Genomic DNA, 14,891 nt, shown 5'->3' with positions numbered 1-14,891 from the left:
AACATATTGCATATACCGTTTTGACGATCTCACTGAGAGAAAAGAGGAGCTTGTAATGAACCTTCGTCCCTTGCATGACCGCGTTATTGTCAAGCGCCTGGACAACGAAACGAAGACCGCATCGGGCATCGTGATCCCTGAAGCCGCCGCTGAAAAGCCGGATCAGGGCGAGATCCTGGCAGTCGGCCCGGGCAAGCGCGATGATCAAGGCAAGTTGATCGCACTCGACGTGAAGGTGGGCGACCGTGTTCTGTTCGGCAAGTACGCCGGCCAAAGCGTGAAGGTCGATGGCCAGGAACTGCTGGTCATGCGCGAAGAAGACATCATGGCCGTCGTGGCCCAGTAAGTCTGTCTCCCCCAGACATCTTTCGTAAAGAATTCAAGGAGTTATTGCAATGGCAGCTAAAGAAGTCGTTTTTGGCGATTCCGCTCGTGCCAAGATGGTCGAGGGCGTCAACATCCTCGCAAACGCCGTCAAGGTGACCCTGGGCCCGAAGGGCCGTAACGTGGTGCTCGAGCGCAGCTTCGGCGGCCCGACCGTGACCAAGGACGGTGTGTCGGTCGCCAAGGAAATCGAACTCAAAGACAAGCTCCAGAACATGGGCGCGCAAATGGTCAAGGAAGTGGCTTCCAAGACCAGCGACAACGCCGGTGACGGTACCACCACCGCTACGGTGCTGGCTCAGTCGATCGTTCGCGAAGGCATGAAGTTCGTGGCTTCGGGCATGAACCCGATGGACCTGAAGCGCGGTATCGACAAGGCCGTGGCTGCTGCGATCGAAGAACTGCGCAAGATCAGCAAGCCCTGCACGACGAACAAGGAAATCGCACAAGTCGGCTCGATCTCGGCCAACAGCGATACCTCGATCGGTGACTACATCGCCAAGGCGATGGACAAGGTCGGCAAGGAAGGCGTGATCACCGTCGAAGACGGCAAGTCGCTGCAAGACGAGCTGGACGTCGTCGAAGGTATGCAATTCGACCGCGGCTACCTCTCGCCGTACTTCATCAACACCCCGGAAAAGCAAGTCGCGATCCTGGAGAACCCGTTTGTCCTGCTGTTCGACAAGAAGGTCTCGAACATCCGTGACCTGCTGCCGGTGCTCGAGCAAGTCGCCAAGGCTGGCCGTCCGCTGCTGATCATCGCCGAAGACGTCGAAGGCGAAGCCCTCGCAACGCTGGTGGTCAACAACATCCGTGGCATCCTGAAGACCTGCGCCGTCAAGGCCCCGGGCTTCGGCGACCGCCGCAAGGCCATGCTCGAAGACATCGCCATCCTGACGGGCGGCCAAGTCATCGCTGAAGAAATCGGCCTGACGCTGGAAAAGGCAACGCTCAACGAACTGGGCCAAGCCAAGCGCATCGAAATCGGCAAGGAAAACACCATCATCATCGACGGTGCCGGCGAAGCGGTGAACATCGAAGCACGCGTGAAGCAAATTCGCGCCCAGATCGAAGAAGCCACCAGCGACTACGACCGTGAAAAGCTGCAAGAGCGCGTGGCCAAGCTGGCCGGCGGTGTTGCCGTGATCAAGGTCGGTGCTGCGACCGAAGTCGAAATGAAGGAAAAGAAGGCACGCGTTGAAGACGCGCTGCACGCTACCCGCGCTGCCGTGGAAGAAGGCATCGTCCCGGGCGGCGGTGTTGCACTGCTGCGCGCTCGCGTGGCCGTGGCCGACATCAAGGGCGCTAACGCCGACCAAGACGCCGGTATCAAGATCGTTCTGCGCGCAATGGAAGAGCCGCTGCGTCAGATCGTCACGAACGGCGGCGAAGAAGCCAGCGTTGTTGTGGCCAACGTGATTGCCGGCAAGGGCAACTACGGCTACAACGCATCGACCGGCGAGTACGGCGATCTGGTGGAAATGGGCGTTGTGGATCCGACGAAGGTCACCCGCACCGCACTGCAAAACGCCGCTTCGGTGTCGGGCCTGCTCCTGACGACCGACTGCGCCGTTGCCGAACTGCCGAAGGAAGATGCTCCGATGGCCGGCGGTATGGGCGACATGGGCGGTATGGGCGGCATGGGCATGGGCATGTAAGTCTCGCAAGAGACGGCATGTCCGGGGCGCCGCGAGGCGCTCCGATTGCCCGGTCGTTGGACGTCACGGGTTGCCGTGGACGTCCGCGCCAAAGAAAAGCGGCAACGAGTTCTCACGAATTCGTTGCCGTTTTTTTATGTCCGCACGGTATTGATGCCGTGGGTCAGCGCTCGCAGTTGGCGTCGTTCTGCGCTTCGGGAAGCGCCGGTTTACCACCGCGCCCGATCCCTTTGGCCAACGGCACCGTCGCGGCAATTTCCTCCTGCATCCACTGCCAGAACGCGTAGATGGCACGTTCGCGAGGATGATGCTCGCGCCAGCTCACGTAGTACTCGAGGCTCGGCGCAATGCACACGTCACCCACTTGCACCAGTTCACCCGCCGCGATGGCGTCGCGTACCAGCAAGCTGCGTGTGGTCGCGAGGCCTTGCCCAGCGACGGACGCGCGTAACAGCAAACCCGCATCGTCGAAAATTGGGCCGCGTGTGGGCTCGCGCGGCGGCAGCCCTGCCGCCACCAACCAGTCGCGCCATGATCGATGCGAAAAGCGCAGCATCGGCAGCTTTGCGGCATCGGCAATCGTGAAATTCGGAATTCGGTCGACCAATTCGGGACGGCAGACGGCGATCACGTAGTCGTCGAGCAACTTACGCGTCACAAAGCCGGTTTCTTCCACACGCTGATGCCAGACGCCGACGTCCACCGAGTACGGATCAGGGGCGGCAATGTCGGCGTGCAGCCGAATCATCAAGTCGATGCCGGGGTGCTGCGCGCTGAAGCGATCGAGCCGGGGGATCAGCCACTGCGCCGCCAGATCGGTCATCACGCTGACTTCCAGCCGCACAGTACTGGGCGACGCGCCCGCCGCCGTGCCCGTGCGCGCCTCGGTGAACGCCTCGTCGAGTTCGGACATGCCGATGCGGATACGCTCTGCCAGCCGCGCCCCGACACTGGTCGGCACCATGCGGGCGCCGACGCGCCGGAATAAGGGCGTGCCGAGTTGCTGTTCCAGCGAGCGCATGTGGTGGCTCACCGCACTGTGCGTCAAATTCAATTCCTCGGCGGCCCGCGTAAAACTCCGATGACGGGCGGCCGCTTCAAGTGCGCGCAGCGATTGGAGGGGAGGGAGATGTCGGAACATGATGTCAAATTCTACTCACAATGCGAGCGCAAAGGTTTCGTTGGCCTGACGTCCCGGTTTTGCCGACAATGCAAACCCTAGTAAATCACTAAGGTTTAGCTTCATGTCGAAAGCACTTCGCATCTTTGTGCTGTTCGCCTGCGGGTACTTCGTTTCCTACGTTTACCGCGGCGTGAACATTGGGTTTGCGCCATATATGACGCACGAACTCGGGCTCTCGTCGGCCGATCTCGGTTTGCTGACGAGTCTTTATTTTCTGGGCTTCGCCGGGGCGCAGCTGCCGGCGGGCGTCTTGCTCGACAAGTTCGGGCCGCGCCGCGTGGCGTCGCTCGTGCTGTTACTCGCCGCGGCCGGGGCTGCGTTGTTCGGTCTCGCGCAGGGCGTGGGCACGTTGATGGCAGGGCGCTTGCTCATTGGCGTAGGCGTGTCGGTGTGCCTGGGCAGCGCGTTCAAGGCGTTGGCGCAATGGTTTCCGGTGGCGCGTCTGCCGCTGCTCAACGGGCTGGTGATGGCCGTGGGTGGCATGGGCGGCGTGGTCGTGGGTTCGCCGCTCAATTGGCTGCTGGGCATGACTGATTGGCGCATGGTGTCGTTCGGGCTGGCCGGGCTGACCGTGTTTATGTCGGTGGCGCTGTGGTTTGGCGCGCCGGAGAAGCCGGGCGCACATGCGCAGGGCGGCTTGTCGGAAGCGCTGCAAGGCGTGAAGCAAGTGCTCGGCAGCGCCATGTTCTGGAAAGTGACGTCGCTCTCGGGCATCACGCAGGGCGTGTTCTATGCGATGCAGTCGCTGTGGATGGCACCGTACATGCGCGATGTGGAAGGGTTGTCGGCGGCAGAGGCGGCATCGCTGGTGTCCGTCGTCGGCCTGGCGATGATGGCGGGCAGCGTGGTGTTCGGCGCGGCGGCGCGTTCGCTCGAGCGTCGCGGGGTGAGTGTGTTCGCGTTTTCGGGCGTTGGCATGGTCGTCTTTGTCGCCGTGCAATTGTTGTTGATGCTCGATGCGCCGATTCCGCCGGTGTGGCTTTGGGCGGCGTACGGCGTTTTCGGCGGCACGGGTATCTTGTCGTACGCCGTCTTGGCCGAGCACTTCCACGGCACGCTGATCGGCCGCGTGAATACCTCGCTCACGCTCGTGATCTTTGTGCTGATCTTCCTGTGTCAGGTGGGCGTGGGCGCTGTGCTTGGTGCGTTCCCGGCGCATAGCGCGCATGCGCACTCCACCGCATGGATGGTGCTGGTGGTGCTGCAAGTGCTGGGGGCGGTGTGGTATTTCTGGCCGCAACGGCAGCGCGTCGGGCGCGTCGCGGCGGCTTGAGGAATCAAACGGGTGCCGTTTGCATGACGGCACCGGCGATACCGGCGACACCGGTGGTATCGGCGGCACCGGCGGTATTGCGCATCGGCTAGCGTTCAGCCTCTAGCGCCTTTAGCCACGCAATCAATCCACTGTCGATCTGCGCGAGCGCCGCTTTGGAAAGCGGCGCGAGCATGCGATGCTCGTTGGCCACGTGCGCGTCGACGGCGCGCTCGATTTGTGCAAACCCCGTGTCGGTCAATTGCACGAGCGTGCTGCGAGCGTCCTCCGGGTTCGCAACCCGCGCAATCCAGCCGCGTGCTTCCAGACGTTGCAGCCGGTGCGTCATCGTGCCCGACGTCACCATCAGTGTGGAAAACAACGCCGTCGGTGCCAGCCGATACGGCGCGCCCGAGCGTCGCAAGGTCGCCAGCATGTCGAATTCCCAACCGCTCATGTCGAACTCGGCGAACGTCGCGTCGAGTTGCTGCTGAACCAGCGCCGCGCAGCGTTTTAGCCTGCCGATGACAGCCATCGGCGTGACATCCAGATCAGGGCGCTCCCGGTTCCATTGCGCCAGAATCGCGTCGACGGCATCGCCCGTGCCGTGTGTGGCGCTCTCGCCTCTCGTGTTTTCCTTCTGCATTCCCTCGCTGGCATCGGCCTTGCGCGTTTGACGGCTCACCATGCGTGACCTCGCTTATCTTGACATCAAGACAAAATGATACCAAACTGCGATTTATCTTGAATTGAAGATAAATCATCATGACGACCTCTACCATGGCTTCACCCGCGCGGTTGAACTGGATCGACGCGTTGCTCACCGCATTCGCGCCGATGATCTGGGGTTCGACCTATATCGTGACGACGCAGTTGTTGCCCCCGGATCGGCCATTCATCGCGGCGCTGATTCGTGTATTGCCGTCGGGGCTGCTGTTGCTGATTTACGCGCGCCGATGGCCCGCAACGCGCGATTGGGGGCGATTGCTCGTGCTCTCGGCGCTCAATATCGGCGCGTTTCAGGCGTTGTTGTTCGTGGCGGCGTACCGATTGCCCGGTGGCTTGGCTGCGGTGGTCGGCGCGATTCAGCCGCTGTTGGTAATGGGGTTGGCGTGGGGCGTGGAACACAAGCGTCCGCTGACGCCAACCGTGTGGGCGGCGGTGGCGGGCGTGGTCGGCATGGCGATTTTGTTGCTTTCGCCGACGACGGTCTTCGAGCCGGTGGGCATTGTGGCGGCGCTCGCGGGGGCGGCGAGCATGGCAACGGGGACGTATCTGACGCGTCGCTGGCGTATCGACATGCCCGTGCTCGCGTTGACGGGCTGGCAACTGGCGCTCGGCGGGCTGATGCTGGCACCGCTTGCCGTGTGGGTCGATGCGCCGTTACCGGCGCTCACGCTGCTGCAAACGGCGGGATATTTGTACCTGTCGCTGGCGGGCGCGCTGCTGGCTTACGCGTTGTGGTTTCGCGGGATTGCGCGTTTAGCGCCGGTGGCGGTGTCGTCGCTCGGGTTGTTGAGCCCGCTGACGGCGGTGGTGCTGGGATGGGTTTTACTCGGACAGGCGATCACCGGCTTTGCGTTCGTCGGGCTTGCGATGGTGTTCGCGAGCATTCTCGCCGTGCAGTGGACGGCGTCGCGGGGGAAGTGACGCCCCCGCAAGGTTCGCCGGTGATGCGTGCTGGATGCGTGCGGAATGTGCGAGTGCGGTGTGAGTGATGCGTGAGTGATGCGTGAGTGATACCTGTTACGCCGCGACCCAATCCCCCGACTTCCCGCCGTGCTTTTCGAGCACGCGCACATCGGTGATCGTCATACCGCGATCGACCGCTTTGCACATGTCGTAGATCGTCAGCAAGCCGACTTGCACGGCGGTGAGCGCTTCCATTTCAACGCCTGTGCGGCCGATGGTTTCCACCTGCGAGCGGCAATGGACCGCATTCGCGCCATCGTCGACGAGAAACTCGACGGTGACGCGCGTCAGGGCGAGCGGGTGGCACAGCGGAATCAAATCGGCCGTGCGCTTGGCACCCTGAATGGCGGCGATGCGCGCGATGCCCAGCACATCACCCTTCTTCGCCGTGCCCGTGCGAATGAGCGCCAGCGTTTCCGGTTTCATCACGATGGTGCCGCGTGCAACGGCGATGCGATGGGTACTGTCCTTGCCGCCGACGTCGACCATATGGGCCTGACCAGCGGTGTCGAAATGGGTAAGTTCTGCCATGGAATAGGTGCCGAATGTGATGTGCGAAACCTGTCGGGAAACACGCAGGGAACGTACGCACTTGGCTGCTATCATAGCAGCAGCCTCGAACGACCCGCGCCATGCCGCGCCCATTTTCATGACGCGTTCATCACGTTCATTCCGTCCTCTCTGGCGGCGCGCTGTCGCATGGACACTGCTGCCCGTGATGACAGCCATGACGTTATCTGCCGCCATCGCGCCCACGCGCGTGGCGGCGCAATCGCTTCCCACCCTCGGACAAAGTTCGGCCGCCGACTTATCGCCCGCCATGGAGCGCAAACTCGGCGAGCGCGTGATGCGCGAAATCCGCGCCGATCCCGACTATCTCTCCGATCTGCTGCTCTCCGATTACATCAATGCGCTTGGTGGCAAGTTGGTTGCCGCGACGCGCAAGGTCGGGCTCGACGCGAGCCAGAGCTTCGAGTTCTTCGTAGTGCGCGATGCGGCGATCAATGCGTTTTCGCTGCCGGGCGGGTTCATCGGCATCAATACCGGACTGATCGTCACGACGCGGACCGAATCGGAGCTGGCGTCGGTGGTGGGGCACGAGACGGGGCACGTTCTGCAACATCACATCGCGCGAATGCTCGGCCAACAGGCGCAGAACTCTTGGATTGCGCTGGGCGGCTTGCTGCTCGGCTTGCTCGCCGGTATCGGGGCGCGAAGTTCCGACCTCGGCATGGGCATTGCGATGGGCGGGCAAGGGCTTGCGGTCGATCGTCAATTGCGGTTCTCGCGCGATGCTGAGCGCGAGGCCGATCGCGTTGGATTTCAGTTGCTGCAAGCGGCCGGGTTCGACACGTATGCGATGCCGACATTCTTTGAGCGTCTGCAACGCGCGGATGCCATTAACGAAGCGGGCGTGCCGGAATACGTGCGCACTCACCCGCTGACGGTGGACCGGATTGCCGACATGCTCAACCGTTCGCGCAATGCCGGATATCGTCAGCCGGAGCAGTCGCCTGAATATGCGTTTGTGCGGGCGCGGTCATTGGTGTTGCAACAGAAATCGGCAAGCGATTTCGCGTTGATCGCCGAGGCGCAACGCACGGCAATTCGCACGCAGACGGCACCGAGTGTTGCGGCGGCTTGGTATGCGGTGGCGTTGGCGGAGTACAAACAGCGTCGCTGGGAACCGGCACGCGAGGCGCTGGAGAAGTCGCGGGCGGCGTTTGGCGGCACGGGCGTGGGCACGCCGAGTTTGGCCGTTCTCGCATCGGATATTGCGCGGATGCAGGGCAGGGCCGCCGACGCGCTGAAAATTGCTACGGATGCGCGCGCGGCGTTTCCGTTGTCGCAGGCTTCGGACATGGCATATGCCGACGCGCTTGTCGCAAGCCAACGAATTCCCGACGCGACGAAGTTTCTGAAGGATCAGGTCGAGCGCTATCGCAGCGAGCCGATTTGGTGGCGGGCGTTGGCGGGGGCGTGGGCCGCAGGCGGTAAGCGCGCGAAGCAGCATGAGGCGCTCGCCGAACAATACGCATTGCAAGGGCAGTGGATGGCCGCAGTCAGCCAACTGAAACTCGCCCGCGATGCCGGTGACGCCGACTTCTACGAAATGTCGACCATCGACGCACGTCTTCACGAATTCCAGCGTCGCTATAAGGAAGACAAGGAAGACGAGAAGGACTTCAAGCAGTTTGGGTGAGGTGCTGGGGCACGCCGCGACGATGTAACGTGCCGAGGTTTCAGCGGCCCCTTATCGCCAGGTTAGTCAGCCCGCGGATCCCGCTCAAATCCATACGTTTGCGGCAACGTACCCGCATGGACGGTTGCGAACGGCAGTGAATCGCCATTCTGCCAATGCAGCCGGACAGCGGCAGCGGCGTCGGCCGTTTCGTCGGACGTTTGCGCAATTTCCGCCGCCTGCGCCAGATCGGAAACGCGGGTGAGCAAATCGATGTCGTGATCGTGCAGCAGGGCCAGCGGGGCATTACGTCGACCGCGCTCACTGTCGTCGCTATCGTCGCCCGATAGGTCGCCCGACGGCGTTGCCCCAACAAACGCCACGTTGCCATCCTCATCGAGCAAGCACGCTTGCGCCGTGAACTCACGTCCCAATTGATCCGTCAGCACGGGCACACCCTGGCCCTCATTCGCTGCCGAATCCCACGACAACCGCACGACGAACGGCGCATACGCCAGCCCGACATAAACGCGCTGCGGGCCATTTTGGAAATACCAACGCCCAGCGTCGTCGCTCTCGTAATTGCGCGCGATAAACGCCAGCAACGCCGCATGACGAATCGGATCGCCCGGCGCGCCCGCAGCCTGTGCGGCTTCGTCGCGCATGCGCCATTGCCCGCGACGGTCTAGCGAAAGCCAGCCGTAGCAATGTGGCACGTTGGGCCATTTGGCCATGGCCTGTCGAACGAGTTCATCCATGGGGTGCCGCCGGTGAATGAGGCAAAAATTGACGGAAATAATCGACGACAGTGCGCGGCATCCACGTCATGCCGCCCGGAAACGGGCCGCTCATGAAACCCACATGCCCGCCGTTTGCCGGTTGCAACAAGTGCACGTAGCGGCCCACGTCGGCCTCGCCGGGTAACGCACTGGCGGGCTGGAACGGGTCGTTGCGCGCGTTGAGCACCAGCGTCGGCACTTCGATCGCGGGAAGAATCGGTTTGCTCGACGCGCGCGTGTAGTAGTCGAACGCGCTGTGATAGCCATGCAGCGGCGCCGTCACCACATGATCGAATTCGCCGAGGTCGCGCGCAGACATCATCAAATCGCGGTCGTACAACCCCGGATACTGTTCAAGCTTAGCGAGCGCCTTCTTCTTGAGCGTGCCCAGAAAGTTGCGCGTGTACACCATGTTGAAGCCGTGCGAGAGCGCGAGCCCGCCCGCGCGAAGATCGAGCGGTGCCGACACTGCACTCGCCGCCGTCACGATTTGCGCCGCATCGGCCTCGCGTTCGCCAAGCCAGCGCAGCAAAACGTTGCCGCCCAACGACACGCCCGCAGCAAACATCGGCCCCGACACATGTGCGCGCAAGCGGCGCAAGATCCAGTCGATCTCGGTACTGTCACCGGAATGGTAAAAGCGCGGCGCGCGATTCATGCGGCCGCTGCAACTGCGAAAGTGGGGAATCACGCCGCGCCAGCCCAGCGCCTCGACTTCGCGCATCAACGTGCGCGCGTAATGACTGTCGGAACTGCCTTCCAAACCGTGGAACAGCACGACCAGCGGGGTCTCGACAAGATCGGTGGGCGCAGGCGGCGCTTTCTGCGAGGCGGGCGGTGCCACCAACCAGTCGACATCGACGAAATCGCCATCGGGGGTGTCCCACGTCTCGCGCCTGAATTCGACGTGAGGGCGACGGCCGAGCAGCGCGGGATAAATCGTCTGGCTGTGCCCATCGGGCAGCCACCGCGGCGAGCGGTAATCGGGTGGGAAAAATGCCGCTGGCCGGGCCGTCATGGTGCGCCTCGCTTAACCTGACCTTGTGACGTTCAGTGCAGCCCGTCCGGACGGGCGTGCATCATCAGGCTGAATTGCTCGACAGCGTGCGGCGGCAGCGGGCTCGAATGGATGTGCGCAAAGCGCCAGTCCCCTTGCTCGTGCACCAGCACGTAAGTGGTGTGGATGAGTTGCGCCGTCGTTTGCCCGGCATCTTCCTTACCCACGCGCATGGCTTCCGTGGCGGTGTGCACCACGGTGCCGACGGTGTCGTACTCGGTGGTATCGAGCGAGTCGATCAGCACCACGCTCTGCGCGAACTGTGCGACCAACCCGCTGCGAATCTGCTCCAGACCGTCCCAGCGCGTGCCGTCTGCGCGGATGTAGCTCACGAAATCCTCGTTGGCCCACAGCGACATCGCGCGATCCGTCTGACCGCGGCGCAACGCGTCATAAAAGGCCGTGATGGTTTCACTGGCGGCATCGAACAGGCGGACAAAACGTGGCATGAGGATCTACCGTTGGGTTTAACCGGGGGCGAACTTACCGCTGGGTGAGCAGAATGTTGCGCACGTTGGCGAACACATGCTCGGGCATCAACTCGTTCAGGCAGCGCGTATGGCCCAGTGGGCACTCGCGCGCGAAGCACGGGCTGCATTCCAATTGTAGCCACAGGATGTGGGCCTGATCGGATAGCGGCGGCGTGTGGCGCGGATCGGACGATCCGAAAAGCGCGATCTGCGGGCGACGCAGGGCGGCGCTCACGTGCATCAGCCCCGAATCGTTGCTGACCACCGCGTTCGCACGTGCCAGCAAGGCGCAAGCCTCGGCCAGCGACGTCTGACCGCACAAATTACGCACGAACGGTGCCTCGGCGGCAATCTGCTGGGCCAGGGCACCGTCTTTGCCCGACCCGAGCGCGATGATCTGCGCGTAAGGGAACGAGCGGCGCACCAATTGCGCGAGTTGCGCGAAATGCCCCGGCGGCCAGCGTTTGGCCGGTCCGAATTCGGCACCCGGGCAGAACACGACGAGCGGCACGCGCAAATCGAGATTGAAGCGCGCGAACACGCGTGCCGATTCATTCAAATCGGCTTCGATGCGCGGTGTGGGCAGCGTCTCGGGCAGTTTGGCGCCAGGGGCGAACGCGAGCGCAGCGTAATGCCGCACCATCGGCGGGCGCTCGTCCTTGCGCGGGTTGGCGTGGCGCACGTTGAGCAGGCCGTAGCGCTGCTCGCCCTTGTAGCCGATGCGCAATGGAATGCGCGCCAGCCACGGAATCAGCGCCGACTTGAAGGAATTCGGCAGCACATAGGCGGCGTCGTACCCCTCGTCGGCGAGCACGCTCGCGAGCTGATAGCGCGCGAGCGGCTGCAACTTGCCGTGCGCGAGGTCGGTCGAGACCACGCGCGAAATCTCCGGCATGCGCTCCAGAACCGGGGCGACCCAGCTCGGCGCGATCGCGTCGATGGTCAGACGCGGGTGCAGACGCTTGAGCAGGGTAAACAACGGCTGCGCCATCAGCGCGTCCCCAATCCAGTTGGGGGCGATCACCAAGGCTTTATGCATCGTGGCGGAGACTCTAAACGTTAAGCGTAGCGATGAAACTCACCGATGACCGGCGCAGCGAGTGCTTGGCGCCCGGTCAGGGCTTGCGTGAGCGCTCAGGTGGCTCAGTGGTGACCCTTGAGGACCACGCCGGCCTTCAGGCGATAGCGCGTGCCGCAATACGGGCAGGCGGCTTCGCCGTGGGTCACGTCGATGAACACGCGCGGATGGGCGCTCCAGGCTTCCATCTTCGGGTTCGGGCAATGCACCGGCAGATCTTCTGCGCCGACTTCGACGATCGGCATTTGTTTGACTTCGCTCATGGGGTTCAGACCGTGATGGGTATTCGGGATTTCGGAGTTGGCACGGCGCACCGTACAGGGCTGCGTGCTCGCCAAAAGTCGCTATTGTAAAGCAGCCGCCCCCTTTGCGGACGGGTTGCGCCACGCATGAGGCCACGTCGCAAGGGCGACGCACGCCCCAACGTCGCGCATTAGTGGCGCATAAGCGACACCTCGTGCGTTGTACCTGCAAAAACCGGCAGTCAGTGCGCCGTGGCGTACTAAGCAAACATTTACCGTGTCTATAATGGCCTGTCGTCCGCCATCGATGATGAATATATTCAGGAGACAATCCGGCAACGCCAGGCGGGCGAACGGGCGTGCCGGGCGCCGTCGGGACCGCTTTGCCCCGCTATGCCATCCAGTGCGCCGCTCGCTACGGCGCTCGCCCCCAAGACCATGCCAACGCTTCGTTTGCCAGCCGCTGAACGTGACGGGTTCGCGGCCGGTTTCCGCATTATTTCGCCGCTGTTGCCTGCCATCTTCTCGTGGGGCCTCGTGACCGGGGTGGCCATGAGCAAATCGGTCCTCACCGTGCCGCAAGCCATCGGCATGAGCCTGATGCTCTACGCCGGCTCGGCCCAGCTCGCGACGCTGCCGCTGTTCGCCGCGGGCATGCCGCTCTGGACGATTCTGCTCACGGTCGCCATCGTCAATCTGCGCTTTGTGATCTTCAGCGCGGCGCTGCAACCGCATTTCTCCTACCTGTCGCTGCCCCGGCGCATCGTGCTGGGCTACGTGAACGGCGATCTGGGCTTCGTGATGTTCATGAACCAGAACTTCGCCAATGGTTACGTGCCGGGCAAGGAGGGCACGTATTTCGGCATCACGATCAGTAATTGGGCGGTGTGGCACGTGTCGTCGATCATCGGCATCATGCTCGGCGCGCTCGTGCCCGATAGCTGGGGCCTGGGTTTCGCGGGCACGCTCGCGCTCATTCCGATGATGGTGCACACGATTTCCACCCGCTCGATGTTTCTGGCCGTGGCGCTGGCGTCGGTCATCGGCCTGCTCGCTTTCGATCTGCCCTACCGGCTCAATCTCGTGCTGGGCGTCGTCGGGGCGCTCGCAGCGGGTATGGTTTGCGACGAGCTCGTCGCGCGCCGCGCCCATAAACTCAATAGGCCCAATAGTCTCAATCAGCTCGACCGACCCAACGAGCCCAACGAGCTCAGCGATGCCAGCAAGGTCGACGAACTGACCGAGGAGCGCCGCGGATGAGCACCTGGGAAATCTGGTTCGCCTTCGTGGCGATGACCGCCGTGACTATCCTCACGCGCACGTTCTTCCTGCTCGCTGGCGAGCGTGTCACGCTGCCTCAGCGGCTGCAACGTGCGTTGCGTTACGCCCCGGCGGCGGCGCTGGCCGTCATCGTCGTGCCCGAGGTGCTGCTGCTCGATCATCAGTTCGCGCTTCATATCGGCAATCACAAGCTGGCGGCGGCGGTGGCGGCCACCGGCTGGTTTGTCTGGCGCCGCAACATGATCGAGATGATCGTCATCGGGATGGCGGTCTACACGCTTGGAAGGCTGTTCCTGTAGGCGAAACCCTGAGATACCCAAAATGGTCAATTGGGCAGTGGGATCAGTTAAAATGCATGTTTTTCCCACTATTTATTCCGGATTCTCATGGCTTCCGTCGTACGTCTTTCCGATTTGATCGCTCAGGGCCGCCTCGCCGGCAAACGTGTCTTCATCCGCGCAGATCTGAATGTGCCGCAGGACGATGAAGGCCGAATCGCGGAAGACACGCGTATCCGCGCTTCGGTGCCGGCGATCCAAATGGCGCTCGACGCCGGTGCTGCCGTGATGGTCACTTCGCACCTGGGCCGTCCGACGGAAGGCGAATTCAAGCCTGCCGATTCGCTCGCCCCCGTGGCGCAGCGCCTCTCGGAATTGCTCGACCGTGACGTGAAACTCATCGCGAACTGGGTCGACGGCGGTTTCGACGTCGCACCGGGCACGGTCGTGCTGCTGGAAAATTGCCGCGTCAACAAGGGCGAGAAGAAGGACAACGACGAACTGGCGCAGAAGATGGCCAAGCTCTGCGATGTCTATGTGAACGACGCGTTCGGCACGGCCCACCGCGCCGAAGCCACCACGCACGGTATCGCCAAGTACGCCCCGGCCGCTTGCGCCGGCCCGCTGCTGGCCGCTGAGCTCGAAGCGCTGGGCAAGGCCCTGAACGCACCGGCTCGCCCGCTTGTGGCGATCGTCGCGGGCTCGAAGGTCTCGACCAAACTCACCATTCTCAAGACGCTGGCCGACAAGGTCGATCAACTGATCGTGGGCGGCGGCATCGCCAACACGTTCATGCTGGCCGCTGGCCTGCCGATCGGTAAGTCGCTGGCTGAGGCCGATCTGGTCGAAGAAGCCAAGGCGATCATCGACGCCATGGCGGCACGCGGCGCTTCGGTGCCGATCCCGACGGACGTGGTCTGCGCCAAGGAATTCAGCCCGACGGCTGAGGCGACCGTGAAGGCCGCCGCCGACGTGGCTGCCGACGACATGATTCTCGACATCGGTCCGCAAACGGCCGCCAAGCTTGCGGAGCAACTGGGCAGCGCTGGCACCATCGTCTGGAACGGCCCGGTCGGCGTGTTCGAATTCGACCAGTTCGGTCACGGCACCGAGACCCTGGCGCGCGCGATTGCTGCCGCCAAGGGCTTCTCGATCGCAGGCGGGGGCGACACGCTGGCCGCCATCGCCAAGTACGGCATTGCCGATCAGGTGAGCTATATCTCGACGGGCGGCGGCGCATTCCTGGAATTCCTGGAAGGCAAGACGCTGCCGGCTGTGGACGTGCTGCAACAACGCGCCGCACAAGCCAACTAACGAGACTGACTAAGATCTAAGTGGGGCGGGGCTGGAGGACC

At 63.0% G+C, this 14,891-nt stretch carries 16 protein-coding genes; 8 read left to right on the top strand and 8 right to left on the bottom strand.

Annotated features, from left to right (window positions below; genetic code table 11):
* The first annotated feature begins 55 nt into the window (after window positions 1-55).
* Both groES and groL read left to right on the top strand, forming a co-directional pair.
* Complete coding sequence (gene groES, locus PPN31114_RS22340) at window positions 56-346, top strand: co-chaperone GroES (protein WP_150681679.1); 291 nt, start codon at window positions 56-58, stop codon at window positions 344-346.
* A gap of 49 nt (window positions 347-395) precedes the next feature.
* A complete protein-coding gene (groL, locus tag PPN31114_RS22335) occupies window positions 396-2,042 on the top strand; it encodes a chaperonin GroEL (RefSeq protein WP_150681678.1) in 1,647 nt (548 codons plus the stop codon).
* A gap of 163 nt (window positions 2,043-2,205) precedes the next feature.
* On the opposite strand, the gene PPN31114_RS22330 is transcribed toward groL, so the two are convergent.
* Window positions 2,206-3,183, bottom strand: a complete 978-nt coding sequence (locus PPN31114_RS22330; RefSeq protein WP_150681677.1) for a LysR substrate-binding domain-containing protein — start codon at window positions 3,181-3,183, stop codon at window positions 2,206-2,208.
* A gap of 103 nt (window positions 3,184-3,286) precedes the next feature.
* Between PPN31114_RS22330 and PPN31114_RS22325 the strand changes: the two genes are divergently transcribed.
* Complete coding sequence (locus PPN31114_RS22325) at window positions 3,287-4,498, top strand: MFS transporter (RefSeq protein WP_150681676.1); 1,212 nt, start codon at window positions 3,287-3,289, stop codon at window positions 4,496-4,498.
* 88 nt (window positions 4,499-4,586) lie between these two features.
* Here the strand turns inward: PPN31114_RS22325 and PPN31114_RS22320 are convergent, their stop codons facing one another.
* Window positions 4,587-5,123, bottom strand: coding sequence for a MarR family winged helix-turn-helix transcriptional regulator (locus PPN31114_RS22320; RefSeq protein WP_150681768.1), 537 nt, complete (start codon window positions 5,121-5,123; stop codon window positions 4,587-4,589).
* A gap of 119 nt (window positions 5,124-5,242) precedes the next feature.
* On the opposite strand from PPN31114_RS22320, the gene PPN31114_RS22315 reads away from it, so the two are divergent.
* The gene (locus tag PPN31114_RS22315; RefSeq protein ID WP_174988347.1) at window positions 5,243-6,127 is read left to right on the top strand and encodes an EamA family transporter; all 885 of its coding nucleotides are present in this window, start codon (window positions 5,243-5,245) and stop codon (window positions 6,125-6,127) included.
* Window positions 6,128-6,223: 96 nt separating this feature from the next.
* On the opposite strand, the gene moaC is transcribed toward PPN31114_RS22315, so the two are convergent.
* Window positions 6,224-6,700, bottom strand: a complete 477-nt coding sequence (moaC, locus tag PPN31114_RS22310; protein ID WP_150681675.1) for a cyclic pyranopterin monophosphate synthase MoaC — start codon at window positions 6,698-6,700, stop codon at window positions 6,224-6,226.
* 196 nt (window positions 6,701-6,896) lie between these two features.
* Between moaC and PPN31114_RS22305 the strand changes: the two genes are divergently transcribed.
* Window positions 6,897-8,372, top strand: a complete 1,476-nt coding sequence (locus tag PPN31114_RS22305) for a M48 family metalloprotease (protein ID WP_246182693.1) — start codon at window positions 6,897-6,899, stop codon at window positions 8,370-8,372.
* A gap of 62 nt (window positions 8,373-8,434) precedes the next feature.
* Here PPN31114_RS22305 and PPN31114_RS22300 read toward each other — a convergent pair whose 3' ends face one another.
* The 5 genes from PPN31114_RS22300 to PPN31114_RS22280 form a co-directional block, all read right to left on the bottom strand.
* Window positions 8,435-9,109 (bottom strand): DUF2946 family protein, encoded by a 675-nt coding sequence (locus PPN31114_RS22300; RefSeq protein ID WP_150681673.1) that lies wholly within the window; start codon window positions 9,107-9,109, stop codon window positions 8,435-8,437.
* Window positions 9,102-10,148, bottom strand: a complete 1,047-nt coding sequence (locus PPN31114_RS22295) for a YheT family hydrolase (protein ID WP_150681672.1) — start codon at window positions 10,146-10,148, stop codon at window positions 9,102-9,104. The genes PPN31114_RS22300 and PPN31114_RS22295 overlap by 8 nt, the downstream gene beginning before the upstream one ends.
* A 32-nt stretch (window positions 10,149-10,180) precedes the next feature.
* Complete coding sequence (locus PPN31114_RS22290; protein WP_150681671.1) at window positions 10,181-10,636, bottom strand: nuclear transport factor 2 family protein; 456 nt, start codon at window positions 10,634-10,636, stop codon at window positions 10,181-10,183.
* A 34-nt stretch (window positions 10,637-10,670) separates the two neighbouring features.
* The gene (waaF, locus tag PPN31114_RS22285) at window positions 10,671-11,696 is read right to left on the bottom strand and encodes a lipopolysaccharide heptosyltransferase II (RefSeq protein ID WP_150681670.1); all 1,026 of its coding nucleotides are present in this window, start codon (window positions 11,694-11,696) and stop codon (window positions 10,671-10,673) included.
* 104 nt (window positions 11,697-11,800) lie between these two features.
* Window positions 11,801-11,998: a zinc-finger domain-containing protein gene (locus PPN31114_RS22280; RefSeq protein WP_058377636.1), complete on the bottom strand. Its 198-nt coding sequence runs from the start codon at window positions 11,996-11,998 to the stop codon at window positions 11,801-11,803.
* A 372-nt stretch (window positions 11,999-12,370) separates the two neighbouring features.
* Here PPN31114_RS22280 and PPN31114_RS22275 point away from each other — a divergent pair, with 372 nt between their 5' ends.
* The 3 genes from PPN31114_RS22275 (at window position 12,371) to PPN31114_RS22265 (ending at window position 14,850) form a co-directional block, all read left to right on the top strand.
* Window positions 12,371-13,237, top strand: a complete 867-nt coding sequence (locus tag PPN31114_RS22275) for an AzlC family ABC transporter permease (protein ID WP_246182692.1) — start codon at window positions 12,371-12,373, stop codon at window positions 13,235-13,237.
* Window positions 13,234-13,557 (top strand): AzlD domain-containing protein, encoded by a 324-nt coding sequence (locus PPN31114_RS22270; protein ID WP_150681669.1) that lies wholly within the window; start codon window positions 13,234-13,236, stop codon window positions 13,555-13,557. Before PPN31114_RS22275 ends, PPN31114_RS22270 begins: the two co-directional genes overlap by 4 nt.
* An 87-nt stretch (window positions 13,558-13,644) precedes the next feature.
* Entirely contained in the window at window positions 13,645-14,850 is a 1,206-nt protein-coding gene (locus PPN31114_RS22265; protein ID WP_150681668.1) for a phosphoglycerate kinase, read from the top strand.
* Window positions 14,851-14,891: the final 41 nt, after the last annotated feature.

The sequence above is a fragment of the Pandoraea pneumonica genome (assembly GCF_902459645.1).
In the GTDB taxonomy this organism is placed as follows: domain Bacteria; phylum Pseudomonadota; class Gammaproteobacteria; order Burkholderiales; family Burkholderiaceae; genus Pandoraea; species Pandoraea pneumonica.
This window is presented reverse-complemented; position numbering and strand designations above follow the sequence as displayed.

Coding starts and splice junctions, on each gene's coding strand:
- PPN31114_RS22305 (WP_246182693.1), top strand. CDS start 6,897: ATGACGTTATCTGCCGCCATCGCGCCCACGCGCGTGGCGGCGCAATCG.
- PPN31114_RS22275 (WP_246182692.1), top strand. CDS start 12,371: ATGCCATCCAGTGCGCCGCTCGCTACGGCGCTCGCCCCCAAGACCATG.
- PPN31114_RS22265 (WP_150681668.1), top strand. CDS start 13,645: ATGGCTTCCGTCGTACGTCTTTCCGATTTGATCGCTCAGGGCCGCCTC.
- PPN31114_RS22290 (WP_150681671.1), bottom strand. CDS start 10,636: ATGCCACGTTTTGTCCGCCTGTTCGATGCCGCCAGTGAAACCATCACG.
- PPN31114_RS22325 (WP_150681676.1), top strand. CDS start 3,287: ATGTCGAAAGCACTTCGCATCTTTGTGCTGTTCGCCTGCGGGTACTTC.
- moaC (WP_150681675.1), bottom strand. CDS start 6,700: ATGGCAGAACTTACCCATTTCGACACCGCTGGTCAGGCCCATATGGTC.
- PPN31114_RS22295 (WP_150681672.1), bottom strand. CDS start 10,148: ATGACGGCCCGGCCAGCGGCATTTTTCCCACCCGATTACCGCTCGCCG.
- PPN31114_RS22300 (WP_150681673.1), bottom strand. CDS start 9,109: ATGGATGAACTCGTTCGACAGGCCATGGCCAAATGGCCCAACGTGCCA.
- waaF (WP_150681670.1), bottom strand. CDS start 11,696: ATGCATAAAGCCTTGGTGATCGCCCCCAACTGGATTGGGGACGCGCTG.
- PPN31114_RS22315 (WP_174988347.1), top strand. CDS start 5,243: ATGACGACCTCTACCATGGCTTCACCCGCGCGGTTGAACTGGATCGAC.
- groES (WP_150681679.1), top strand. CDS start 56: ATGAACCTTCGTCCCTTGCATGACCGCGTTATTGTCAAGCGCCTGGAC.
- PPN31114_RS22280 (WP_058377636.1), bottom strand. CDS start 11,998: ATGAGCGAAGTCAAACAAATGCCGATCGTCGAAGTCGGCGCAGAAGAT.
- groL (WP_150681678.1), top strand. CDS start 396: ATGGCAGCTAAAGAAGTCGTTTTTGGCGATTCCGCTCGTGCCAAGATG.
- PPN31114_RS22320 (WP_150681768.1), bottom strand. CDS start 5,123: ATGCAGAAGGAAAACACGAGAGGCGAGAGCGCCACACACGGCACGGGC.
- PPN31114_RS22270 (WP_150681669.1), top strand. CDS start 13,234: ATGAGCACCTGGGAAATCTGGTTCGCCTTCGTGGCGATGACCGCCGTG.
- PPN31114_RS22330 (WP_150681677.1), bottom strand. CDS start 3,183: ATGTTCCGACATCTCCCTCCCCTCCAATCGCTGCGCGCACTTGAAGCG.